Here is a 24064-nt window from a genome sequence, read left to right on the forward strand (position 1 = left end):
GTTTCAAACCGGTGCGCAAGGGCAATTTAGTAGAGCCGGGATCTCGCATCACTGGAGTAATGCGTATGAAGTCGCGTGAGAGCCTAGTTCGCCTGAAGGAGTTTCAGGTGAACGAAAAACGACGTCAGCTGCAGCAATTGCAGATGATGATGTCGGAATTCGAACGGATGACGAAGGATCTGGAAAGCCAGATCGTCGTCGAAGAGAAGAAGTCCGGCATTTCCGACCCGAATCACTTCGCCTACCCGACCTTCGCAAAGGCGGCACGCCAGCGCGCCGACAATCTTCAGGTTTCCATCAAGGAATTGAAGATGCAGGAAGAGTCGCTGGAGCAGGCGCTCGAGGAGATGCAGGCGGAATATGCCCGTGCTACCGCGCTCGAAGAGCGGGATGGCGCCATTCGGGCCCGCGCCTGATCGGCGGGCAGCGGACGCCGGCGGCGGCGTCCTGGGGATCGCCTGAAGAAGCCATGTATGATGGGCATAAGTCCGTCATACATGGCTTTTGGTGTTGTTAATTCACCACGTCGCGCCAATCGTCATGGCGTTGTGATTGCGCCTTGAAGAACGGGCAGAGCGGAAAGATCTTCCAGCCGCCCTTTCGCGCCTCTTCGACGGCGTGAAGCGCAAGCGCCTGGCCGATGCCTTTGCCGCGAAGGGCATCCGGCACGCCGGTGTGATCGATGATGATGAGCTTCGGCGACGTGCGGGAATAGCTCATTTCAGCCTCGTGGCCGTCGACCTCGGCCACATAGCGGCCGCCCGAGGCACTGTCTTCGTTGCGAATATCCATTATATTTTCTCCGAAAACCGATGTTATTGAGCCAGATCGTGACATGGCGGTGTAGTCATGCCAAGCCGGTGCAGGCGGCGACACAGTGTTCAACCAAGGGGTATCCGATGAGAAAATTGGTGGGAGTCCGGCCGGTACTGCTTGCTGCAGCACCATTTTTCCTGGCGCTCGGGCTGGTCCTGCCTCTGATCCGATTCGAGAAACTCTACTTCTTCAATGAGACACCGTCGCTGGTGGAGATCGTCGCTTCGCTCTGGAGCGGAGGGGATATCCCGCTTGCGCTGGTCGTCGGGATCGTGTCGGTCGTATTGCCAATCCTGAAGATCATCGGCATCGCCGCCGAGGCGACGGCCGCCGGCGGCGGGACCGGCAGCTGGTTTTATCGCTACGCCGTGCCGTATCTGTCCAAGTGGTCGATGATGGACGTATTACTGGTGGCGATCGTGATTGCGGCGGCGAAGACGACGGGCCTGGCGGATGCTTTCACACAGCCCGGACTCTGGTGCTACGCAGCGTCAACAATAATTTCGGGCCTTCTTCACTCCCTTCAGGGAGATGCGCCCGGCCCGAAATAATGTCTTTGCCTGTGGCAGGTGGTTTAGTGACGGTATTGCTGGATACGCGTCGTGCGCAGGCCGGCAAGGCCGTGGCTGTTGATCGACGACTGCCAGGACAGGAATTCCTCGACGGTGAGCGTGTAACGCTCGCAGGCTTCTTCCAAGCTCAACAGGCCACCGCGAACCGCCGCGACAACCTCAGCCTTGCGACGGATAACCCAGCGCCTTGTATTCGGCGGCGGAAGATCCGCAATCGTCAGCGGGCTGCCATCGGGGCCGATGACATATTTTACTCGGGGACGTATCATTTCGGTCATTGGACTCTCTACACAACTCAAGACCACGCCGGCACTCTAGCCCGTCACATTTAAAAATTGCCTAAGCGCATAGTAAGACTTTGATAACAACTTTAGCCGCTTTCCCGCGTGCCGCGACTTCTTGCCTGCTGTAGCGTCAATTTGTACGGGACGCATGGCTCCCATGCTGAATAAATAGTATCGATATTTCGGCGATGGCTTTATAAGCGCCGCAACATCATGAATGAGCGCTAGACCCCGTCTCCTCTTCTCGCAGCATCAGTCAAAGATTACGTCCGAATGCCTCCCGTCCTTGCGGCGCGGGGCATTGTTGCGGTCTTGCTGTTGTCCGGCGTCGCAAGGCTGTCGAGCGAGGGGCATGAGCGACGGCCGCGGCTGAGGAAAAGACAATGACTAGACGTGAGCGCGCAGCCCACAAATACGCAGACGATAATGCTTTTCCGCTTTCCACTGCCGTTCGCACAGGCGAGTTGAAGGAGGAACTGAAGCGCCGGCTGGAGAGTATGGTGAAAGCCGCAGGCTTCGATTATTATCTCTTCGCAGCCTTTCCGCGCGGCGACAGCACGGCTTTTCTCGAAAATCGCATTGCCAGCAACTGGCCGCAGAACCTCACCAATCTCTACGGCGAGGCCGATCTGTTCTATTGCAGCCGGCTGGTGGGTGTTCTGAAGCGGACGATCATGCCGGTCTTCTGCGATGCCGGTCCATTCGCTGGCGATGCCGCCAACCAGGAAAACCGCCGGCTAAATGCGCTGTTCCGCATGCACGGGCTGCAGAACACGTTCGGCTTTTCGCTGCACGACGCCGACCTGAAGCAATACATCTTTGCCTTCTCCGGTAGCCGCGCCGCGCTTTCGCGCGAAGAAGAGATGGATCTGTTTTATGCAGGGATGGAAGCGCTCGACCGTTTCAGCAGCGAGAACCGCACAGACGAGGGGCCTCCGGAAAATCTTACCCGCCGTGAGATCGAATGCCTGCGCTGGTCGGCGGCGGGCAAGAGCAGCGACGAGATTGCGATCATCCTCGACCTCTCGTCGCATACGGTGGTCGGCTATCTGAAGGGCGCGATGCGCAAGCTCGATTCGGTCAATCGCATGCAAGCCGTCGCCCGCGCCTTCCGCTACAGATTGCTATAAGCCGTTCAGGGCAGAATGGCGCTCACTTCGGTCTTCCCGGCACCGAACTCGTATGGGCGGTGCCGGTGCGAAGGATCGAGAGCCAGTCGCCGCTTGCATGCTGCGCGCGGCCGAAAGCCAGCAGCGACGCCGTATCACCGGCGGACGCTTTGTTGACCTTGATCTGGTGGCCCTGACCTTCCTGGCTGAAGAGGCTTGCAGGTGCTGCGACGGCGAGGCGATTCGTGGTGTCGGCTGTGGCGTTGAGGCCGAGAAGCGGCAGGCCGCTCGGTGCAGGTGGCGACAGATCGCTCCAGAGACCGGCCTGCAGGATGCGGAATTTGCCGGCTTCGAGAAAGAAGGCGCGCCAGCCTTCGCGTGGCGCGATGTAGAGCCAGACGCCGCTTTGCCGGTCCAGAGATCGCCGGCGCCCGATGCACTCAGGTAGCAATCGCCTTCGGGCGGGAGTGCCGATTCCGCCGTCACGGCTCACCTGCACGACGGCATCGAGACGCTGCAGCGCCTCATTGTGCGTCACGTCCTTTTCGGATTGCGAGGGAAGTATGTAGGGGAGGGCGAGATTAGTCGATTCGTCGGACAAGATGCCGTCTCCGTTTGGCGCCGAACGCGCGGTTATCGCCGCATCGTAAGGCGCCTTCGGAATGTGCCGACGAAATGCCCTTCTTTCTTTGATTTTTAATGGTTTTCGCCTGAAGCCATGCGCATTTGCGCGGGCATTTCCCTGCCGCCCCAGGAGATGAAGTCGGGATTGGCGAAGTCGAAATCCGCCCTGTCGCCGGTCTTGCCGTAGGTGAGCGGCAATCCATCTATGGTGACGGTCGTGCCTCCCGCGGCACGCAGAACCGCGTCGCCCGCTGCCGTATCCCATTCCATCGTGCGGCCAAAGCGCGGATAGACGTCTGCCTTTCCCTCGGCAAGCAGGCAGAATTTCAGCGAAGAGCCGATATTGGTGCACTCTGAGATCGCCTGCTCAGCGAGAAAGCTGTCGGTCGCGGGGCTTTTGTGGCTGCGGCTGGCAAGCGCAAGACGCTTGGCGGGCGGTTCTCGGACCGCGATCGCGATGCGCTCCATCACCGTAAAATCGGCGCCGACGACGAGTTTTTCCGCGTGTCCAGCCTCGCCCGTAAAGGCAACACCGAGTGCCGGCGCATAGACGATCCCTGCAAGCGGTACGCCGTGCACGACATAGGCAATGTTGACCGTAAATTCCCGCCGTCTGTCGACGAATTCGCGCGTGCCGTCGAGCGGATCCACCAGGAAGAAAGCCGTTCCCTCGATATCCGGCACGCGGCCGGCTGCCACCGATTCTTCGGCAATTACCGGAATATCTGGATAGCTGCGCGCAAGATGCGCGAGGATGATCTTCTCCGCCTCCTCATCGGCGCGCGTTACAGGGCTTGAATCTGCTTTTGTCGCGACGGCGCAGCCTTCCTCGAAGATCGCTATGATCGTTCTTCCCGCCTCAAGTGCCGCCTCTTCGAATGTCGCCAGCATGTTCCCCTCAATGAACGCAAGCATCCTGAAAGCCCGTCTGCAGTATATAGATAATATGGTGATTGGCTATTTTTTTGGGCGGCCGAAAAATCATCCTGCAGATGTCCGCCTGCCTTGAGATGTTTTTCGCGTCCAGCCCTCGAATTTTGTACGAAATTTGCTGAGAGTTCCTTTTCTGTGGAAAAGGTATCATGCGAAGGGTTGCCCACCTCGCAGGCGATTTAGTTAATCCACAGCCGGTTTCTGACTAAAATTTCCCCAGGGAATGCCTCTTTAATGTGGATTTTGGTTCGAAACGCGCCACTTACGTCCGTTTGGACAAGAATCTGACCCAGTAGAGCCTTTTTGTCTTCACATTTCCGCGGAAAGCGGTATGGATGCCCCACATGAGGTTCCGATAAAAGGGAACTACAGACCAAAAAGAGATGCAGTCATGTTGGCTCGCATCCAGGGGAAATGAGATATGGAGTATTTCGTCCAGCAGCTCTTTAATGGGCTGACGCTCGGATCCATCTATGGCCTTGTCGCTATTGGCTACACGATGGTTTATGGCATTATCGGCATGATCAATTTCGCCCATGGCGATATCTTTATGCTCGGTGGTTTCGCCGCTCTTATCGTCTTTCTCGTCCTCACATCCATCTTCGCAGGCCTTCCGGTCGCAGTTCTTCTGCTGCTGATGCTTGTCGTTGCAATGTTGATGACGAGTTTGTGGAATTGGACGATCGAGCGGGTTGCATACCGGCCACTGCGCGGTTCCTTCCGCCTGGCGCCGCTGATCACCGCGATCGGCATGTCGATCACGCTGTCCAACTTCATCCAGGTGACGCAGGGCCCACGCAACAAGCCGATTCCGCCGCTCGTCGGCTCGGTCTACAACATCGGCGGCATTTCGATTTCGCTGAAGCAGATCATCATCATCGTCATCACCGTGGTGCTGCTGGCCGCTTTCTGGTATATCGTCAACCGCACGGCGCTCGGACGCGCCCAGCGCGCGACGGAGCAGGACCGCAAGATGGCCGCTCTTCTCGGCGTGAACGTCGATCAGACGATCTCCATCACCTTCATAATGGGTGCGGCGCTCGCCGCCGTCGCCGGCACGATGTATCTGATGTATTATGGTGTCGCCTCGTTCAACGATGGCTTCACGCCGGGCGTCAAGGCTTTCACCGCAGCCGTTCTCGGCGGCATAGGCTCGTTGCCAGGTGCCGTTCTCGGCGGCTTGATGATCGGCCTCATCGAGTCGCTGTGGTCCGCCTATTTCACGATCGCCTACAAGGATGTCGCGACCTTTGCGATCCTCGCTTTCGTCCTGATCTTCAAGCCGACCGGCATCCTCGGACGGCCGGAAGTCGAGAAGGTATAACATCATGGCAAACATCGAAAATTCTGCTGGCAAGCCCGCACCCGGGCTTGTCCAGAAGGGCCTTACGGAAGCCTTCTTCGCGGCCGTCCTTTCTCTCGGTCTGTTCGTTCTCTATGTCGGCCTCAAGACCGACCAGAACATCAATAACGAGCTGATCATCGTTCAGCGCTGGGGCCTGCTCGCGATCTTTGTGGCGATCGCTGCGATCAGCCGCTTCGTCATCGTCGTTTTCGTGAAGCCGAACATCGACAAGCGCAAGCTTGCAAAGGCGAAGCAGGGCGAGCTCGACATCTCGACTGAGAAGGGTTTTCTCCGCCAGCATTTCCTGAAAATCGCGCTGGTCGCGCTGCTGCTCTACCCGGCGGCCATCTATGCGGCTTTCGGCGCGCAGGGCTCGCTGAAATGGGTCGACAACTTCGGCATTCAGATCCTCATCTATGTGATGCTCGCCTGGGGTCTTAACATCGTCGTCGGCCTGGCCGGCCTGCTCGACCTCGGTTACGTCGCTTTCTATGCGGTTGGGGCCTATTCGTACGCGCTGCTGTCCAGCTATTTCGGCCTGTCGTTCTGGCTTCTGCTGCCCATGTCGGGCATTCTGGCGGCACTCTGGGGCGTCATCCTCGGCTTTCCGGTCCTGCGGTTGCGCGGCGACTATCTCGCCATCGTGACGCTCGCCTTCGGTGAAATCATCCGTCTCGTGCTCATCAACTGGACGGCTGTAACCAAGGGCACCTTCGGCATCTCGGGCATCCCAAAGGCGACGCTGTTCGGCATTCCTTTCGATGCGACGTCGGGCGGCTTTGCCAAGCTCATGGGCCTTCCGATGTCATCGGCCTATTACAAGATTTTCCTCTTCTATCTGATCCTGGGTCTCTGCATGCTGACGGCCTATGTCACGATCCGGCTTCGCCGCATGCCGATCGGCCGCGCCTGGGAAGCTCTGCGCGAAGACGAGATCGCCTGCCGTTCCCTCGGCATCAATACGGTCACGACAAAGCTCACCGCCTTTGCGACGGGCGCTATGTTCGGCGGCGTCGCCGGCTCATTCTTTGCAGTGCGCCAGGGCTTCGTCTCGCCGGAATCGTTCGTATTCCTGGAATCAGCCGTCATTCTGGCTATCGTCGTCCTCGGCGGCATGGGATCGCTGACCGGTATTGCGATTGCTGCGGTCGTCATGGTCGGCGGTACGGAACTGCTGCGCGAAATGGACTTCCTGAAAGCTGTCTTCGGTCCGGATTTCACGCCGGAACTCTACCGCATGCTTCTCTTCGGCCTCGCCATGGTCATCGTCATGCTGTTCAAGCCGCGCGGCTTCGTCGGCTCACGTGAACCGACTGCCTTCCTCAAGGAACGCAGGGCAGTCTCCGGAAGCTTTATCAAGGAGGGGCACGGCTGATGAGCCCCACAGAAATGACGACAATGTCCAGCGATACCCTGCTCAAAGTCGAGCATCTGTCGATGAAATTCGGTGGCCTCATGGCCATCAACGATCTGTCCTTCGAAGCCAAGCGCGGCGACATCACCGCGCTGATCGGTCCGAACGGCGCCGGCAAGACGACCGTCTTCAACTGCATCACCGGCTTCTACAGGCCGACGATGGGGATGGTCACGCTGAACCAGCGGAGCGGAAAGCAATACCTGCTCGAGCGTCTGCCAGATTTCCGCATTACCAAGGAAGCCCGGGTCGCCCGCACCTTCCAGAACATCCGCCTGTTTTCAGGCCTCACCGTTCTGGAGAACCTGCTCGTCGCCCAGCACAACAAGCTGATGAAGGCATCGGGCTACACGATCCTTGGCCTTCTCAATATCGGTCCGTATAAGAAAGAGGCTGCGGCATCCATCGAGCTCGCACGCTTCTGGCTGGAAAAGGCCGATCTGACCAGCCGCGCCGACGATCCTGCAGGCGATCTGCCCTATGGCGCGCAGCGGCGTCTCGAAATCGCCCGCGCCATGTGCACTGAGCCGGAGCTGCTCTGCCTTGACGAGCCCGCCGCCGGCCTTAACCCGCGTGAATCGGCGGCCCTCAATGCGTTGTTGCAGGAAATCCGAGCCGAGACCGGTACCTCGATCCTGCTCATCGAGCACGATATGTCGGTGGTCATGGAAATCTCCGACCATGTCGTCGTGCTGGAATACGGCCAGAAGATTTCCGACGGCACGCCGGAGCATGTGAAGAACGACCCGAAGGTCATCGCGGCCTATCTCGGTGTTGAGGACGAGGAAGTGGAAGAGGTCATCGCAACCGTCGTGAGCCTCGAAGGGGGCGCAAACTGATGGCCGGCGAACAGCTTCTCAAGGTTCAGGGCGTCGAAACCTATTACGGCAACATCCGTGCGCTCGCCGGTATTGATGTCGACGTCAACAAAGGCGAGATCGTCAGCCTTATCGGCGCAAACGGCGCCGGCAAGTCGACGCTGATGATGACGATCTGCGGCAGCCCGCAGGCCCGCAAGGGTTCAGTCATCTTCGAAGGACGCGACATCACCCGCATGCCGACGCACGACATTGCGCGGCTTCGCATTGCGCAGTCCCCGGAAGGTCGCCGCATCTTCCCGCGCATGACCGTCACGGAAAATCTGCAGATGGGTGCGGGTCTCGATAACCTCAAACATTTCAGCGAGGATACCGAGAAGATCTTCACGCTGTTTCCGCGCCTCAAGGAACGCCATGCGCAGCGCGGCGGCACGCTTTCTGGCGGTGAACAGCAGATGCTGTCGATCGGCCGCGCGCTGATGGCCCGTCCGAAGCTATTGCTTCTCGACGAGCCTTCGCTCGGTCTCGCACCGCTGATCGTCAAGGGCATCTTCGAGGCGATCAAGAAGCTCAACGAGCAGGAAGGCCTCACCGTCTTCCTCGTCGAGCAGAATGCATTTGCTGCCCTGAAGCTTTCGCACCGCGCTTACGTGATGGTGAACGGCAAGGTAACGATGAGCGGGTCCGGCAAGGAGCTGCTCGCCAATCCGGAAGTCCGTGCCGCCTATCTCGAAGGCGGAAGACATTGAGCCGGGCAGAAGGGAGAGTTTGATATGCAGGGACTTTTCTTTGAGCCGGATACGGGCGTGCGGATGGTCATCCGCGGGCTGGTCATGCTGATCGGATTCTGGACGGCGTGGCGTGCCGGCAAGGCTGCAGCTGAAAGCTGGAGCGACTATCCGCTGGTTGTCGTCTACACGTTCCTGCTCGCCTGGGTGATGCAGTTTCTGCATCACGCGCTCTTCAACGGGCCGATGCTCAGCGTCTTCTTTTACGTCATCGATTTCGTGCTGCTGCTCGTCTTTTCGACGGCGGGTTTCCGCTATCGCCGCACCAATCAGATGGTCAACAACTATTACTGGCTGTACGAAAGAACTTCTGCCTTCTCGTGGAAGGACAAACATTGACAGTCCGTTGAAACTAGGCATGAATTGCCTTCAGAGTGGAACAGCTTTCCTGGCGCAGTGAATGGTGGGTAATGCGCTGGGTCTTGGACCGGAACCCGCCCAAAAATTGGGAGTAAAAATATGAAGAAGTCTCTTCTGTCGGCAGTGGCTCTGACGGCGATGGTCGCCTTCAGTGGCAACGCCTGGGCCGACGTTCTCATTGGCGTCGGCGGTCCTCTGACTGGCCCGAACGCTGCGTTCGGCGCTCAGCTTCAGAAGGGTGCTGAGCAGGCAGCCGCTGATATCAATGCCGCAGGCGGCATCAACGGCGAGCAGATCAAGCTCGAACTCGGCGACGACGTCTCCGACCCGAAGCAGGGCATTTCGGTTGCCAACAAGTTCGTCGCTGACGGCGTGAAGTTCGTTGTCGGCCACTTCAACTCGGGCGTTTCGATCCCGGCGTCTGAAGTCTATGCTGAAAACGGCATCCTCGAAATCACCCCGGCTGCAACGAACCCGGTGTTCACCGAGCGCGGCCTGTGGAACACCTTCCGCACCTGCGGCCGTGACGACGCGCAGGGCGCGATTGCCGGCAAGTATCTTGCCGACCACTTCAAGGACGCCAAGATCGCTGTCGTTCACGACAAGACACCTTACGGTCAGGGTCTTGCCGACGAGACCAAGAAGTCTCTGAACGCTGCCGGCGCTACGGAAGCCATGTATGAAGGCATCAATGTCGGCGACAAGGATTTCTCCGCCCTCATCGCAAAGATGAAGGAAGCCGGCGTCTCGATCATCTACTGGGGTGGTCTGCACACTGAAGCCGGTCTCATCATCCGCCAAGCTGCCGACCAGGGCCTGAAGGCAACGCTCGTTTCCGGTGACGGCATCGTCTCGAACGAACTTGCTTCCATCGCTGGTGACGCAGTTGCCGGTACGCTGAATACCTTCGGCCCGGATCCGACGCTCAACCCGGCCAACAAGGAACTGGTTGAGAAGTTCAAGGCTGCCGGCTTCAACCCGGAAGCTTACACGCTCTACTCCTACGCTGCTGTTCAGGCGATCGCCGGTGCTGCCAAGGCGGCCGGTTCGACCGATGCGGAAGCCGTTGCAACCGCGATGAAGGAAAAGGGTCCGTTCCCAACCGTTCTCGGCGACATCTCGTTCGACGAAAAGGGCGACCCGAAAATCCCGGGCTACATCATGTACGAATGGAAGAAGGGTCCGGACGGCAAGTACAGCTACTTCCCACAGGGTATGTAAGCTTCGATTGCACGGTCCAGTACCGTTTACGGAAGCCCGGTCGAGACCGGGCTTCTTTCTTTTTGGACAGGCGTTTCAATTCTTGCGGCCATCCTCTAGTTCTTTGAGGCGAAGAATTTTGAGACGGAAGCACCAATGTCCAGACCGCGCATTCTCGTCACCCGCCGCTGGCCCGCCGCAGCAGAAGCCGCGCTTGCCGAACGTTTCGACGTGACCTTCAACGAGAAAGATGTTCCGCTTGGCCTCGGGCAGATACGGCAGGCGCTGGCGGATTATGATGCGGTCCTGCCCACCGTTTCCGACAAGCTGCCGGCCAGCGTTTTCGAGCGTGACATTCGCACGCGGATCCTCGGCAATTTCGGCGTTGGTTACAATCACATCGATATCGCTGCCGCAAAGGCAAAAGGCATCCTGGTCACGAATACACCCGGTGTTCTTACCGACTGCACGGCGGATATCGCCATGCTGCTCCTGCTGGCCGTTGCCCGCCGCGGCGGCGAGGGGGAACGCGAAGTTCGCGCCGACGCGTGGAAAGGCTGGTGCCCGACGCATATGATCGGCACGAAGGTGACCGGCAAGACGGTTGGGATCATCGGCTTCGGCCGCATCGGAAGGGCCTTTGCACAGCGCTGCCATTCCGGCTTCGGGATGAACGTGGTCTTCTACAATCGTTCCAAGATCAATGACGATGAGGCCGAACGCTATGGCGCGCTGCAACTGGCGACGATGGAGGAGGTGCTTGCTGCTTCCGATTTCGTTTCGCTCCATTGCCCCGGCGGCGCCGAGAATCGACATCTGATGAATGAAGCGCGCTTTGCGACGATGAAACCGGGCGCGTTTCTGATCAATACGGCGCGCGGCGACGTGGTCGATGAGATGGCCCTGATCAGCGCCCTGGAGGCAGGCACCATCCGTGGTGCGGGGCTCGACGTCTATGAAGCCGAGCCGCAGGTGCCGGAGAAGTTGAAAGCGATGGAGAATGTCGTCCTGCTGCCGCATCTGGGCAGCGCGACGGCCGAGACCCGAACGGCGATGGGCATGAAGGTGGTGGAGAACATCAGCGCTTTTTTTGACGGGCGTGAGCCGCCGGATCGCATCGTTTGACTTCGCTCCATGCGGCGCAGGTTCTCCTACCGCGAGAGCTGACGATCGGGCTCGCCTGCTGCAACTGTCCTGCTGTCGCGGCCGCTCAAACCGAACAGGATACGTGCCGGGCCGGGCACGAAGTCCACGCAGAAGGCAAACAGAGCCGAAAGCAGGATTGTCGCGGCCGTGATGATCGAGAAGCTTACGGTGACGGGCAAGTCGAGCGGCAGGACATAGTAGAGCGCGGCTACCGTTACAGTTTGATGCACGATGTAGAGCGGGAACACCAGACGGTTCAACCCCGATAGCCTTGCGCTCTCGCGATTGAAATGATGGGCCGCAAAACCGACGAGCGTCAGGATCATGCTCCAGGCCAGCAAGAATATCCCTGCCTTGAACAGCGGCGTATTTTGCGCATAGCTCCCGATCGCCTGGTCGGCCGGGACCATCCAGGCATAGCGATAAAGCAGCACGGTCGTCGCCAGCGCGATTGCGGCGCTGACGAACCGCCGGCTAATGATCGTCTCAATCAATGCGCTGTGATGGCGGGCAATGAGGAAGCCCAGTCCGAACCAGCTCGCCCAAACCGCAAACCACGCGCCATCATTGTAGAGGGCATTTGTTTGCTTCGGAAAGAAAGGCGAAAGCGCCAGGTTGAGTGCCAGCGGCAGCAGGAAGAAGAAATAGATGAAGCCGGTTTTCGAAGTGCGTTCGAACCAAGCTGCAATCTTGTTCCCGGGCTGTACCAGATATCCGAATATGGGATAGCAGATCACCGACATGACCAGCAGATAGGCGACGAACCACATATGCGCCCATGTGAAATTGCCTTTGGGATAACGGCCTTCGGTGAAGTAGCGGGTTATCCAGAATTCGAGAAGTGAGCCCTGATAGCCGTCCTCGTACATGCGCTCGTACCAAACCTGCGGCACGACGATCACTGCCATGGCAAAGAGGAGAGGTATCAGCAGACGCATCGTGCGCTTGCGCAGAAACGAAAGGCTGCTTGCCGAGCCGAAGGTAAAAGCCGCTCCCATGCCGGAGACGAAAAACAAAAGCGCAAGCCGCCACGCGCGCGGGAAGTCCATGACCAGCGAAAGCGTGGCGCTTGTCTTGTCGCTGTGGATCAGCCAGTTCATGTCAGGCAGAAAGGACGCCGACGAATGGTAGAGGAGCAGGATCGCGAAGGCGAAGATCCTAAGCCGATCCACATAGTAAAGCCTGCTTTTCATGCCCGACGCCTGCGTTGCAATGGCCTATGGTTCCTCTTGCATACGCGCAAAGGATTTAAGGATCACTGCCCAAGCGTGGTAAATGCTTTCCAACCCGAAGACGTGGGTGAACGCCATTGGGTTGGCCCAGATTAAGTTCGAAGAGCAGCTCGTTGTCTTGCTCGCCAATCACTTTCCAGCCGGCTTGGCGATAAAGCTTCTCGGCTCGTGTTCCGGGGTCTGTTGTCAGCCAGATGCGATCATAGCCTGCATCCATCAGGGCCGAGCAGGCGCTGGCAAGAAGGGACGTTCCGATACCGCGCCTTGCGTAAGCATCATCGACAAACAGCGCCCAGATGTTTCCGTTGCACGGGTCGCCAGCGGAAAAGCCTTGGACCTCGCCATCCTGTTCCCAGACGAATATTCCCGGGTTTGCAATAAACCAACGCAGATCGTCGAGTGTAACCTTGCCGGGATCGGATAGCCGGTTTTCACTAACGCTGTTTCGGATCTCCACGATGCGGGCGATATCCCGTTCTGTGGCTTTCCGGATCATATCTCCAGCCTTTGTCGTGTCAGCGGCTGTCTCGATAAGCTGCACAGACGCTCATATCTCGTGCAGCACATGCGCTGCCTTGACCGCAGCAGACGCCCGGTTCTCGACGCCGAGCTTCACATAGATCTGCTCCAAGTGCTTGTTCACCGTGCGTGCCGACAGGCCCAATATCTCGCCGATGTCGCGGTTCGCTTTGCCCTTGGCGATCCAGAGCAGCACCTCGGATTCACGCTGGGTCAGGGAAAAATGCTGGCGAAGCACGACGTCGTCCCTGTGTTGATTGGCGGCGGTCAGGCGGAAGAGATATTCGTCAGGCCCGATGGCTCCGAGGAAGGCAAGCTGGAGCGTTGCCTGACCCGCATGCGCGATTGAGATGACGGCATCGCGCCCGGCTGCGGCGCGAACCTTCATCCACTCGGCAATATGACTGGTGACGATCTCCATGCCGTCATCGCTGCCGGTCGCGGCATTGACGAGGCGGGTTGCCTGCGGCGTCGACCAGTGAACAGTGCCGTCGCCCCTGGCCGCAAGCAGATGCCGCCCGGCGGCGTCCAGAGCCACACGGGCGCTTTGCGCCGAGCGCGCATTGCGAAGGTGAACACGAATGCGGGCGCGAAGCTCATCGACATTGATCGGCTTGGTCAGATAATCGACGCCGCCGGATTCCAGCGCGTGGACGACGTGTTCTGTCTCCGTGAGGCCGGTCATGAAGATCACCGGCACCTGGCTGACCGCAGCATTGGCTTTCAGCCGCCGGCAGGTCTCGAAGCCGTCCATGGCCGGCATGACCGCATCAAGCAGGATCAGATCCGGCGTGATGCGGTCGACGATGTTCAAGGCCGCGGAGCCCGAGGTCGCGATCAGCACGGAAAAACCTGACTGTTCCAGCGCGTCTGTCAAAAAGCCCAGCGCCTCCGGTGAGTCGTCGACCAGCAGAACGATATCGCGGGGGAGGGCCGGTTCAGCCAATGGTGTCTACCTTTTCGTCGAAGCCGTGCAGGAAGGTCATGAAGCCGGCAAGGTCGAAGGCGGCGACATAGGTGCGGAGTTCATCCGTAAATGGCTGATTTGCCGCCACCTTGGCAAGGTCTGCCAGCTTTGCTTCGATGCCGCGAATATAGCCGATCTCGCCGAGGCGGAGCAATTCCTCGATATGTGCTGCACCGGGACTCTTCATCGGCGGTTGCGCCACGGGGAAGGTCGCTTGGGCGGCGGCGGCATAGAGCCACTTCAGGCCAAGATGCAGTGCCAGCTTGTCGCGAAGCTGCCTGATATCGACCGGTTTGCCGATTGCATCGCTATGACGGCCGTCGCTGCCGGCGGCGGCCGCCGCGTCTCCGATATTGGCGGAGAGCATGACGATCGGGGAGGTCTGGCCGGTTTCGCGCAGGCGCGAGACGAGCTGCCAGCCGTTCATGCCGGGCATCGAGATGTCGACGAGGAAGAGGTCCGGCTGGATACCTTCTATCAGGGTGAGGCAATCGGGGCCGTTGCCCGCCGTCAGCACGACGAAATCGAGCGGCACCAGGATTTCCCGCATCATCTCGCGATGGTCTTCGTTGTCGTCGACCACGACAATCGTCCGGCGGGGGCCATCGTAGCTGACGATCTTCTTTTCCTGCGGTGGAACGATCATCTCGCGCATCACCGCCGATAGCATCAGGCGGACGCGGAAGGTCGAGCCCTTGTCCTTCTCGCTGCTGACGGAGATTTCGCCACCGAGCGTGTTGGTGAGGAGCTGCGTGATCGTCAAACCCAATCCCAACCCCGGCATCGGGCGAATATTGTCGGCTTCGCCCCGCTGGAAGGGCTCGTAGATGCGGCCTAGATCCTTTTCGGCAATGCCGCGGCCGGTGTCAGAAATGGTGAAGGTTGCAACCTGGCTGCGATAGCCGACATCGAAGGCCACGCGGCCCTCGTCGGTAAACTTGATGGCGTTCGACAGCAGATTGACCAGGATTTGGCGCAAGCGCTTTTCGTCGGTGCGGACGAAGTGCGGCAGGGACGGAGAGCGGTCATGGCTGAAAGCAAGGCCCTTCGCCTGCGCCTGCGGGCGGAACATGTCGACGATCTGGTCGAGGAAATCGCGGATGTTGATTTCGTTCGAATAGACCTGCAGGCGGCCCGCCTCGATCTTGGAAATGTCGAGCAAACCGTCGATCAGGCCGGAAAGATGCTCGGCGCTGCGGCGGATAACCTTGATGGACGACTGGCGCGGCGCGGGGATGGTCTCGTCGCGCTCCAGAATCTGGGCATAGCCGAGAACGGCGTTGAGCGGCGTGCGCAGTTCGTGGCTCAGGCCGACGACATATCGGCTCTTCGCCCGGTTCGCGGCCTCTGCCGTCTCCTTGGCATTCTGAAGCGCTGCGTCAGTCTTCTTATGAGCGGCGATTTCTCTCAGCAGCAGGGTATTCTGGCGCGAGGATTCCTCTTCGGCGACGACGCGGCTGTCATGCGCCAGCACGTAGAACCAGCAGACGACGCCGGCTATGACGGCAAAGACGAAGAAGACGATCAGGATGGTGCCGTTGACGACCTCCGCCGTCTCCGGCGAGGCAGAGGCGACCTGATGGGCGATCATCGCAAGGATCGCGCCGACCGCTGTCAGGGCCAGAACCACGGCGATACCATAACGTCCGAGACGGGTGGTCAGCTTCTCGACCACCGTTTCCGGCAACAGGACCTTGGCAACGGTGCCGACCTGCGTATTGAATCGCGCCTTCGGCTTGCACATGTCGTGGCAGCGGCTGTCGAGCGAGCAGCAGAGCGAGCAGATCGGCGCCGCATAGGCGGGGCACCAGGCCATGTCCTCCGGCTCGAACGGGTGCTCGCAGACGGAGCAGGTGATGTTCGTCAGGTTTTTCCAGCTGTGGCGCGGCTTGCGCGCTAGATAGAACTTGCCCTTCGTCGCCCAGGCGATCAGCGGCGAAGCCGTCAGCGCGATCACCAGCGTGATGTAGGGTGCAAGCGAAGCGGCGATCACCCCGAAGGCGCCAAAATGGGCGATCAGCGCCACCGTCGCCGAAAGGCCCATGGCGCCGAGGCCGACGGGGTTGATGTCGTAGAGATGCGCGCGCTTGAACTCGATGCCGGGCGGTGCAAGGCCAAGCGGCTTGTTGATGAAGAGATCGGCCGAGATCGTGCAGAGCCAGGCCATGGCGATGATCGAGAAGATGCCCAGCGTTTCCTCGAGCAGCCCGTAGATGCCAAGTTCCATGAGAAGCAGGGCGATCGCGACGTTGAAGATCAGCCAGATGACGCGGCCGGGGTGGCTGTGGGTCAGGCGCGAGAAGAAGTTCGACCATGCGAGTGAGCCCGCATAGGCGTTCATCACGTTGATTTTCAGCTGTGAAACGACGACGAAGGCCGCCATCAGCAACAATGCGCCGTCCTGCCAGGGGATCATGTAGCCGAAAGCGGTCAGATACATCTGCGCCGGATCGGCGGCGCGGTCGACAGGCACGCCGGCGCTTAACGTCAGCACGACAAGGAAGGAGCCGGCGAGCAGCTTCGGTGCGCCGATGATCACCCAGCCGGGACCGGCCAGAAATACGGCAAGCCGATGGCGCCATTTGCGCTGCCCGTCCGGCGGCAGGAAGCGCAGGAAGTCGGCCTGTTCGCCGATCTGGGACATGAGCGCCAGGATGACGGCGGAGGCGGCGCCGAACTCGATCAGATTAAAGTCCGCAATCGTGCCAGGCGGGCCGGATGCGTGGCGGATGCCGGCAAAAGCGCGCCAGAGATCGAACTTCTCCCAGTCCGAAAAGGCGATGAAGAGGAAGGGGAGGATGTTGAGCACGATCCAGAACGGTTGGGTCAGGAGCTGGAAGCGACTGATAAGTTTTACACCGTAGGTCACCAGCGGGATCACCATGACGGCGCTGATGATATAGCCGATCCAGAGCGGGATGCCGAGCGTCAGCTCCAGCGCGCCGGACATGATCGAAGCCTCGATAGCAAAGAGCATGAAGGTGAAGCTGGCATAGATCAGCGAGGTGATCGTCGAGCCGATATAGCCGAAGCTTGCCCCGCGTGTCAGAAGATCGATGTCGACGCCGTGCCTGATCGCATAGCGGCTGATCGGCAGGCCGATCGCCAGCATGGCGATCGAGGCGACGATGATCGCGAAGAAGGCGTTGGTCGTGCCGTAGGAGAGGGTGATCGCGCCGCCGATCGCTTCGAGCGCGAGAAAGGAGATCGCGCCGATCGCCGTCTGCGAGATGCGCTGCGAGGAAAATTGCCGGGCGCTCTTGGCGGTGAAGCGCAGCGCATAGTCTTCCAGCGTCTGGTTCGCGACCCAACGGTTGTATTCGCGTCTCACCGGAATGATGCGTTGGCGCGCTGCCATGCCTATTTTCTAGCGCTCTCTATAAAATGATTATTGAATAGGCAGCTTTGGCAGGAATGACGGAAAACGCAAGAGGCGCGGCGCGCAAGTTCATGGAACAGCCATATTTTTGAAACGCCTCTGTCACAACGAAATCCTACCACTCCGGAATTCCTTCCTAAAAAATACGGAAAATCCATTATGTCTGTCTTGCGCCGTTGCCGGTTGACCACCGCGCTTTTCGTTCTCCTGACCGTTGTGCCGTCGCTTGCAAGTGCCCAGTCGGCCTATGTCGATGCCGGCGTCACCAACAAGCGCGGCGATGCCTGCTTTTCGGCCGCAGACAGCAATGCCGCGGTGCGTCTTCTCTCAGGCTTTCTGAATATCTGGACGCCGCGCACGCCGTTCGTCGATGCGGGCGTCGAAGCGCCGGCCAAGGACAATTGCCCGGCCGTTGCCAAGACCGATTGGGACGGCATTCCCTTCAGCCCGACCGACGGCCATATCGTCAACCAGGCGGTTCACGACGCGAATATCGCCTATGTCATCAAGGTGACCCGTGCGCGCACGGCGCAGCAGGCCATCGTCGCCTATCTCGACGACCGGCGAGGTAAGAATGCCAGCATTGTCGACGGCCTTGGTCCGCTGACGGATGCCTGGAAGGCCGGGTCAAAGCAGACGACGACGATTACGGAAGTCGCCGCCGACGCGACGACAGTGAAGTACGACGACAAGGGAAACAATCGCGGGCTCGGCAGCAAAGCTGACGAGAAAACCAAGACCGATGCGAACCCGGACATGGGCCTTGCGGTCGACCTCATCAACGCCGCAAGCGGCGACGGCTCGACAGAAGCCGCCAAGCGCTATTTCAAATATGCGCGTCCCTATCGCTGGAGCAAGGATGTGGTGGTCCTCCCGACGCTTGAGCCAGCCAAGAGCGGCAAGCCGGCCGAAGACGGCGGTTTCCCGAGTGGGCATGCGGCGGAAGCCTGGCGCGATGCACTCTCCATGGCCTATCTCGTGCCGCAACGCTTTCAGGAAATGCTGACGCGTGCCAGCGAAATGGGCGAGAGCCGCATACTGGCCGGTATGCATTCGCCGCTTGACGTCATGGGTGGCCGCGTTCTCGCCACCGCGACGGTCGTCTACAACCTCAATAAGCCGGAGAATGCCGCATTGAAGCGTGATGCTTACCGCCAGGCGCAGTCCTGGCTCGTCATCAAGAGCGGCGCGACGGGCGAGGCCGGTCTTGACGCCTTGTCGCATGCGGCGGTGCTTGCCAACGACCGCTTCGCAGACAGCAGCGCGAACCGCGCCTATGTGCTTGAACACCTGACCTACGGTTTCGCGCGGGTCGACGCGACCGACCGGCCGCCGCGCGTGCCGAAGGGTGCTGAAGTGCTCCTCGAAACGCGTCTGCCCTATCTCGACGCCGAGCAGCGGCGCGCGGTGCTGGAAACCACCGAAATCGCTTCGGGCTATCCGCTGCTCGACGATACGGAAGGTTACGGCCGCCTCAACTTCTTCGCCGCCGCGGACGGCTACGGCGCGTTCGAGGATGAGGTGACGGTGACGATGGACGCAGCCAAGGGCGGTTTCAACGAGCTGGACACCTGGAGGAACGACATTCAAGGCACGGGTCGGCTCGTCAAGCGCGGCGGCGGCATCCTCGGGCTTTCCGGCGCCAACGGCTATACCGGCGGCACGGTGCTGGAGGAGGGTGCTTTGGCGGCCCTGTCGCCGGCGGCCTTCGGCAGCGGCGATCTGGTGGTCGACGGCGGTTCGCTCATCCTGGTGGCCGAAAAGCCAGTGACCGTCGGCGGCGACTATCGCCAGCGCGCCAGCGCCGTGATGAAGCCGACGCTCGGAGAAGGCGGCAAGGGCGGCCTCATCGTCAAGGGCAAGGCGGTACTTTCCGGCGAACTTCGCGTGACCCTTGCCGACGGCTATGCGCCGGCGCCGGGCACGAAGATCGAGTTCCTGAAAGCGGATGCTGTCACCGGGACTTTCGGCAAGGTGAGCGTCGAGGGCCATAAGGCAAGCGTTGCCTACGGCCCGACAGCCGTCACCTTGACGATCGACGGATAGCAGATAGAGGCATCCGCAGGGCTATCATCGCATTTAAGCGCGAAGCGCCGGATGAGGGGCTTCGCGGTATGTTCGGCCTTTCGCTTGTCGCTCAAGACGTTGCTTCGCTCCACCTCCTCATCTGCCCTGACGGGCCTCTTCTCCCCGCAGAAGAGGAAGAGGCAGAATGCCGTTCCTCCCCGATCTGCTCATTTCGCCCCCACCCCTACGTCATATTGCGTATACGGTTTTGCGCTGCAGCGCCCGATAGTCCCTCAAGCAACAGTGATTTCAGTTTCCGGCCTGTTGCGGAACAAGAAGAGGGGAGTTCAACCAGATGAATCTCAAGTCCTATGTAACGAGTGCTGCGCTTGGCGCCGTCATGGCGGCCTCAACCGCCTTCCACGGCGCGGTTGCCGCCGCCGACACGATCAAGGTCGGCGTGCTGCATTCGCTGTCCGGCACCATGGCGATTTCCGAAACGACGCTGAAAGACGCGATGCTGATGCTCATCGACGGGCAGAACAAGAAGGGTGGCCTTCTCGGCAAGAAGCTCGAAGCGGTCGTCGTCGATCCGGCTTCCGACTGGCCGCTCTTTGCCGAAAAGGCACGCGAGCTGATCGAGAAGGACAAGGTTGCGGCCGTCTTCGGTTGCTGGACCTCGTCTTCGCGCAAGTCGGTTCTGCCGGTTTTCGAAGAGCTGAACTCGCTGCTTTTCTACCCGGTTCAGTATGAGGGCGAAGAGTCTTCGCGCAACATCTTCTACACGGGTGCTGCTCCGAACCAGCAGGCGATTCCGGCCGTCGACTACCTGATGGAAAAGGAAGGCGTCAAGCGCTTCGTGCTCGAAGGCACCGACTACGTCTATCCGCGCACGACCAACAAGATCCTGGAAGCCTACCTCGTCTCCAAGGGCATTCCGAAGGAAGACATCATCGTCAACTACACGCCGTTCGGCTTCTCCGATTGGCAAACGGAAGTTTCCAAGATCAAGGAATTCGGCTCGTCCGGCAAGAAGACCGCCGTCGTCTCCACCATCAACGGCGACGCCAACGTCCCTTTCTACAAGGAACTCGGCAACCAGGGCATCAAGGCAACCGATATCCCGGTCGTCGCCTTCTCGGTCGGCGAAGAAGAACTTGCCGGTCTCGACACCAAGCCGCTCGTCGGCCATCTCGCTGCCTGGAATTACTTCGAGTCGGTCGAAAGCCCGGCGAACAAGAAGTTCATCAAGGAGTGGCACGCCTTCACTAAGAACGACAAGCGCGTGACCAACGACCCGATGGAAGCCGCCTATATCGGCTTCAATGCCTGGGTTAAGGCCGTCCAGGCTGCCGGAACGACGGATACGGACAAGGTTCTCGACAGCATCATCGGCACCACGGTTCCGAACCTTTCCGGCGGCTATGCCACCGTCATGCCGAACCACCACATCACCAAGCCGGTGCTGATCGGTGAAATCCAGGCTGACGGCCAGTTCGAAATCGTCCAGGAAACGTCAGCCGTCGTCGGTGACGAATGGTCCGACTTCCTGCCGGACTCCAAGGACCTGATCTCCGATTGGCGCAAGCCCATGAACTGCGGCAACTTCAACGCTGCAACGGGCAAGTGCGGCGGCAAGGGCTCCTGAGTACGAACCCGATCCGTTGACTGCCTGAAGCCTTCCGTCCGGATCCCTTATCCGGGCGGAAGTTCCGTCCCGAGCGATTGCTGCCCACAAGGCCAACGACAAGCCAGGCGAGAGAGCCCATGTTTCGCGCCATCAAGATTTTCCTTCTGACGATCTGCCTCGCCCTGCCGGCATTCGCGACGGCGCTCAAGGCACAGGAAGACATTCACCCTCTCATCGATGCGCTTGGTGTTGGCGATTTCGATGCCCGCGAGGCGGCCATCAAGGCGCTCGTGGCTTCCAAGGATCCGCTTGTCGGCCAAGTCCTGCAGCAGTTGAGCGACGGCCAGCTCTACGTGAATTCCGAAGAAGGCGGTCCCGTTCTCCTGCAGGGCGGCACGGATGATGAGCCGACCTATTCCGACCCTATCACCGGCGAAGCTGCCGCCGATGTCGATCCGGACTACATGTCCAAGGTGAAGATCAACAATTCCCTGCGCGGCGTGATCGCCAGCGCCGTGAGCACGCTGACGCTGCTGAGCCCGGACCGTACCGCGCGGCTCGCTGCCGCCCAAGGGTTGCTCAAGGATTCCGACCCTTCCAATCTCGATCTCCTGGACTCGGCGCTCGCCGATGAAAAGGACGCCGAGGTCAAGAACACGATGGAAGCGGCTCGTGCGGTGATGATGCTGAAAAGCGATGTCAGTGCCGACGAGAAGAAGGCGGCGATCGATACGATCGCGGCGCGCGGCGGCCGCAACGCGCTCACCATCCTGACCACCGCGATGGAGACCGCGCCCGACGACCTGAAGGCCGGCATCGAGGCCAATATCGCCAATATCAAGCGCAATCTGGCGCTCTGGGATATCGTGCAGAACATCTGGTACGGCCTGTCGCTCGGCTCGGTACTGCTGCTCGCGGCGATCGGGCTTGCCATTACCTTCGGCGTCATGGGCGTCATCAACATGGCGCATGGCGAAATGGTGATGATCGGCGCCTACACGACCTATGTCGTGCAGGAATATATTGCATCGACCTTTCCCGGGCTCGCAACCTATTCGCTGGTGATTGCGATTCCGGCTGCGTTCCTGTTCACAGGCTTCGTCGGCCTCGTCATAGAACGCACGGTCATCCGCCATCTCTACGGCCGTCCGCTTGAAACGCTGCTGGCCACATGGGGCGTTTCGTTGATCCTGCAGCAGGCGGTCCGCACGATCTTCGGCCCGACCAACCGCGAAGTGCGCAATCCGAGCTGGATGTCCGGGGCCTTCGAACTCGGCGGGCTGTCGATCACCTGGAACCGGATGTGGATCATCGTCTTTTCGATGATCGTCTTCGTGACCCTGCTCTTGCTCCTGAAGCGCTCCGCCTTCGGCCTGCAGATGCGCGCGGTCACGCAGAACCGCCGCATGGCATCATCGATGGGCATCCGCACCGGCTGGGTCGATGCCTTCACCTTCGCGCTCGGTTCCGGTATCGCCGGCATGGCGGGCGTGGCCCTTTCGCAGATCGACAACGTCTCGCCGAACCTCGGCCAGAGCTACATCATCGACAGCTTCATGGTTGTGGTCTTCGGAGGCGTCGGCAATCTCTGGGGCACGCTAGTCGGCGCGCTGTCGCTCGGCGTCGTCAACAAGTTCCTCGAGCCCTTCGCCGGCGCTGTGCTCGGCAAGATCCTCGTGCTTGTCCTCATCATTCTCTTCATCCAGAAGCGTCCGCGCGGGCTCTTCGCACTCAAAGGAAGGGCGGTGGAAGCATGATTGCGGCCTTCCTGCTCCGGTCGCTCGACCGCAAGATTTCGATTGCCATCGCCATCCTGCTCGCGGTCGCTGTGCTGGTGCCGGTGCTCAATCTGCTGACCGGTCCGGATCACGCGCTGCATATCCCGACTTACATCATGGCGCTGTTCGGTAAGTATCTGACCTATGCGTTGCTGGCGCTGGCACTCGATCTCGTCTGGGGCTTCTGCGGCATCCTCTCGCTCGGCCATGGTGCATTCTTCGCGCTCGGCGGCTATGCGATGGGCATGTACCTGATGCGCCAGATCGGCTCGCGAGGCGTCTATGGCAATCCGATCCTGCCGGACTTCATGGTGTTCCTCAACTGGCAGGAGCTGCCGTGGTTCTGGTACGGCTTCGACCAGTTCTGGTTTGCGGCGCTGATGGTGCTGCTAGTGCCTGGCCTACTTGCCTTCGTCTTCGGCTGGTTCGCCTTCCGCAGCAGAGTCAATGGCGTCTACCTCTCGATCATCACGCAGGCAATGACCTATGCGCTGCTGCTTGCCTTCTTCCGCAACGACATGGGCTTTGGTGGCAACAACGGCATGACGGATTTCAAGGAGATCCTCGGCTTCAACGTGCAGGCGGACGGCACGCGCGCCACACTCTTTGCCGCCACGGCGATCTTTCTGGCGCTCTCGCTGCTGCTTGCTTCCGCCATCGTGCGCTCAAAATTCGGCAAGGTGCTGGTCGGCGTGCGCGATGCGGAGAGCCGCACACGCTTCCTCGGCTACCGTGTCGAGCACTTCAAGCTTTTCACCTTCGTCGTATCGGCCATGATGGCGGGAATTGCGGGTGCGCTTTACGTGCCGCAGGTGGGTATCATCAACCCCGGCGAATTCGCACCGGCGAACTCCATCGAGGTCGTCATCTGGACGGCGGTCGGCGGTCGCTCGACGCTGATCGGGCCGATCATCGGCGCCATCCTGGTCAATGGCGGCAAGACCATCTTCACCGGCCTCTTCCCGGAATTCTGGCTCTTCGCCCTCGGCGGTCTCTTCGTCGCCGTGACGGTGTTCCTGCCGAAGGGGATCGTCGGCACGATCGCCCAATATCTCGGCAAGAAAAAGCCGAGGACGGAAGCGGTGCCACCCGCTCTGCAGGAAGAAGGCGTCGATGCAAAGATCCAGGCAGCGGAGTAGGCGG

22 protein-coding genes are annotated in these 24064 nt (G+C 60.0%); 14 read left to right on the forward strand and 8 right to left on the reverse strand.

Annotated elements, in window-relative coordinates:
- Positions 1 to 65: 65 nt before the first annotated feature.
- A complete protein-coding gene (locus BN1800_RS13650; RefSeq protein WP_027510137.1) occupies positions 66 to 416 on the forward strand; it encodes a hypothetical protein in 351 nt (116 codons plus the stop codon).
- Positions 417 to 513: 97 nt separating this feature from the next.
- Here the strand turns inward: BN1800_RS13650 and BN1800_RS13655 are convergent, their stop codons facing one another.
- The gene (locus BN1800_RS13655) at positions 514 to 792 is read right to left on the reverse strand and encodes a GNAT family N-acetyltransferase (protein ID WP_027510138.1); all 279 of its coding nucleotides are present in this window, start codon (positions 790 to 792) and stop codon (positions 514 to 516) included.
- A gap of 107 nt (positions 793 to 899) precedes the next feature.
- Between BN1800_RS13655 and BN1800_RS13660 the strand changes: the two genes are divergently transcribed.
- Entirely contained in the window at positions 900 to 1367 is a 468-nt protein-coding gene (locus tag BN1800_RS13660; RefSeq protein ID WP_027510139.1) for a paraquat-inducible protein A, read from the forward strand.
- Positions 1368 to 1390: 23 nt separating this feature from the next.
- On the opposite strand, the gene sciP is transcribed toward BN1800_RS13660, so the two are convergent.
- A complete protein-coding gene (sciP, locus tag BN1800_RS13665; RefSeq protein WP_007533628.1) occupies positions 1391 to 1666 on the reverse strand; it encodes a CtrA inhibitor SciP in 276 nt (91 codons plus the stop codon).
- 389 nt (positions 1667 to 2055) lie between these two features.
- On the opposite strand from sciP, the gene BN1800_RS13670 reads away from it, so the two are divergent.
- Entirely contained in the window at positions 2056 to 2802 is a 747-nt protein-coding gene (locus BN1800_RS13670) for a LuxR C-terminal-related transcriptional regulator (RefSeq protein WP_086998248.1), read from the forward strand.
- 22 nt (positions 2803 to 2824) lie between these two features.
- Here the strand turns inward: BN1800_RS13670 and BN1800_RS13675 are convergent, their stop codons facing one another.
- Complete coding sequence (locus BN1800_RS13675; RefSeq protein WP_086998250.1) at positions 2825 to 3382, reverse strand: hypothetical protein; 558 nt, start codon at positions 3380 to 3382, stop codon at positions 2825 to 2827.
- A 95-nt stretch (positions 3383 to 3477) separates the two neighbouring features.
- Complete coding sequence (gene cysQ / locus BN1800_RS13680; RefSeq protein ID WP_086998437.1) at positions 3478 to 4296, reverse strand: 3'(2'),5'-bisphosphate nucleotidase CysQ; 819 nt, start codon at positions 4294 to 4296, stop codon at positions 3478 to 3480.
- 463 nt (positions 4297 to 4759) lie between these two features.
- Here cysQ and BN1800_RS13685 point away from each other — a divergent pair, with 463 nt between their 5' ends.
- From BN1800_RS13685 to BN1800_RS13715, 7 genes are all read left to right on the forward strand, one after another.
- Entirely contained in the window at positions 4760 to 5662 is a 903-nt protein-coding gene (locus BN1800_RS13685) for a branched-chain amino acid ABC transporter permease (RefSeq protein ID WP_027510143.1), read from the forward strand.
- Positions 5663 to 5666: 4 nt separating this feature from the next.
- The gene (livM, locus tag BN1800_RS13690; protein WP_086998253.1) at positions 5667 to 7058 is read left to right on the forward strand and encodes a high-affinity branched-chain amino acid ABC transporter permease LivM; all 1392 of its coding nucleotides are present in this window, start codon (positions 5667 to 5669) and stop codon (positions 7056 to 7058) included.
- On the forward strand, positions 7058 to 7936 hold the full coding sequence (locus tag BN1800_RS13695; protein WP_027510145.1) for an ABC transporter ATP-binding protein: 879 nt from the start codon (positions 7058 to 7060) through the stop codon (positions 7934 to 7936). Before livM ends, BN1800_RS13695 begins: the two co-directional genes overlap by 1 nt.
- Complete coding sequence (locus BN1800_RS13700) at positions 7936 to 8664, forward strand: ABC transporter ATP-binding protein (RefSeq protein ID WP_027510146.1); 729 nt, start codon at positions 7936 to 7938, stop codon at positions 8662 to 8664. Before BN1800_RS13695 ends, BN1800_RS13700 begins: the two co-directional genes overlap by 1 nt.
- 24 nt (positions 8665 to 8688) lie before the next feature.
- On the forward strand, positions 8689 to 9042 hold the full coding sequence (locus BN1800_RS13705) for a DUF6867 family protein (RefSeq protein WP_027510147.1): 354 nt from the start codon (positions 8689 to 8691) through the stop codon (positions 9040 to 9042).
- Positions 9043 to 9162: 120 nt separating this feature from the next.
- Positions 9163 to 10284: a branched-chain amino acid ABC transporter substrate-binding protein gene (locus tag BN1800_RS13710; RefSeq protein ID WP_027510148.1), complete on the forward strand. Its 1122-nt coding sequence runs from the start codon at positions 9163 to 9165 to the stop codon at positions 10282 to 10284.
- A 135-nt stretch (positions 10285 to 10419) separates the two neighbouring features.
- The gene (locus BN1800_RS13715; protein ID WP_027510149.1) at positions 10420 to 11388 is read left to right on the forward strand and encodes a 2-hydroxyacid dehydrogenase; all 969 of its coding nucleotides are present in this window, start codon (positions 10420 to 10422) and stop codon (positions 11386 to 11388) included.
- A gap of 26 nt (positions 11389 to 11414) precedes the next feature.
- On the opposite strand, the gene BN1800_RS13720 is transcribed toward BN1800_RS13715, so the two are convergent.
- From BN1800_RS13720 to BN1800_RS13735, 4 genes are read right to left on the reverse strand one after another with little or no spacing between them, the layout of a single operon-like run.
- The gene (locus BN1800_RS13720; RefSeq protein WP_086998256.1) at positions 11415 to 12602 is read right to left on the reverse strand and encodes an acyltransferase family protein; all 1188 of its coding nucleotides are present in this window, start codon (positions 12600 to 12602) and stop codon (positions 11415 to 11417) included.
- Positions 12603 to 12657: 55 nt separating this feature from the next.
- Positions 12658 to 13137 (reverse strand): GNAT family N-acetyltransferase, encoded by a 480-nt coding sequence (locus tag BN1800_RS13725; RefSeq protein WP_086998259.1) that lies wholly within the window; start codon positions 13135 to 13137, stop codon positions 12658 to 12660.
- A gap of 51 nt (positions 13138 to 13188) precedes the next feature.
- A complete protein-coding gene (locus BN1800_RS13730; protein WP_027510150.1) occupies positions 13189 to 14106 on the reverse strand; it encodes a response regulator transcription factor in 918 nt (305 codons plus the stop codon).
- Positions 14099 to 17485 carry a hybrid sensor histidine kinase/response regulator gene (locus BN1800_RS13735; RefSeq protein WP_086998262.1) on the reverse strand — a complete coding sequence of 1129 codons (3387 nt, stop codon included), beginning with the start codon at positions 17483 to 17485 and terminating at the stop codon, positions 14099 to 14101. Before BN1800_RS13735 ends, BN1800_RS13730 begins: the two co-directional genes overlap by 8 nt.
- Before the next feature lie 180 nt (positions 17486 to 17665).
- Here BN1800_RS13735 and BN1800_RS13740 point away from each other — a divergent pair, with 180 nt between their 5' ends.
- The 4 genes from BN1800_RS13740 (at position 17666) to urtC (ending at position 24060) form a co-directional block, all read left to right on the forward strand.
- Positions 17666 to 19552, forward strand: a complete 1887-nt coding sequence (locus tag BN1800_RS13740; RefSeq protein WP_086998266.1) for an acid phosphatase — start codon at positions 17666 to 17668, stop codon at positions 19550 to 19552.
- A 316-nt stretch (positions 19553 to 19868) separates the two neighbouring features.
- Complete coding sequence (urtA, locus tag BN1800_RS13745) at positions 19869 to 21161, forward strand: urea ABC transporter substrate-binding protein (protein ID WP_086998269.1); 1293 nt, start codon at positions 19869 to 19871, stop codon at positions 21159 to 21161.
- Positions 21162 to 21280: 119 nt separating this feature from the next.
- Entirely contained in the window at positions 21281 to 22900 is a 1620-nt protein-coding gene (gene urtB / locus BN1800_RS13750; RefSeq protein ID WP_086998272.1) for an urea ABC transporter permease subunit UrtB, read from the forward strand.
- A complete protein-coding gene (urtC, locus tag BN1800_RS13755) occupies positions 22897 to 24060 on the forward strand; it encodes an urea ABC transporter permease subunit UrtC (RefSeq protein WP_027510155.1) in 1164 nt (387 codons plus the stop codon). Before urtB ends, urtC begins: the two co-directional genes overlap by 4 nt.
- Positions 24061 to 24064 lie beyond the last annotated feature (4 nt).

The sequence above is a fragment of the Rhizobium sullae genome (genome assembly GCF_900169785.1).
In the GTDB taxonomy this organism is placed as follows: Bacteria; Pseudomonadota; Alphaproteobacteria; order Rhizobiales; family Rhizobiaceae; genus Rhizobium; species Rhizobium sullae.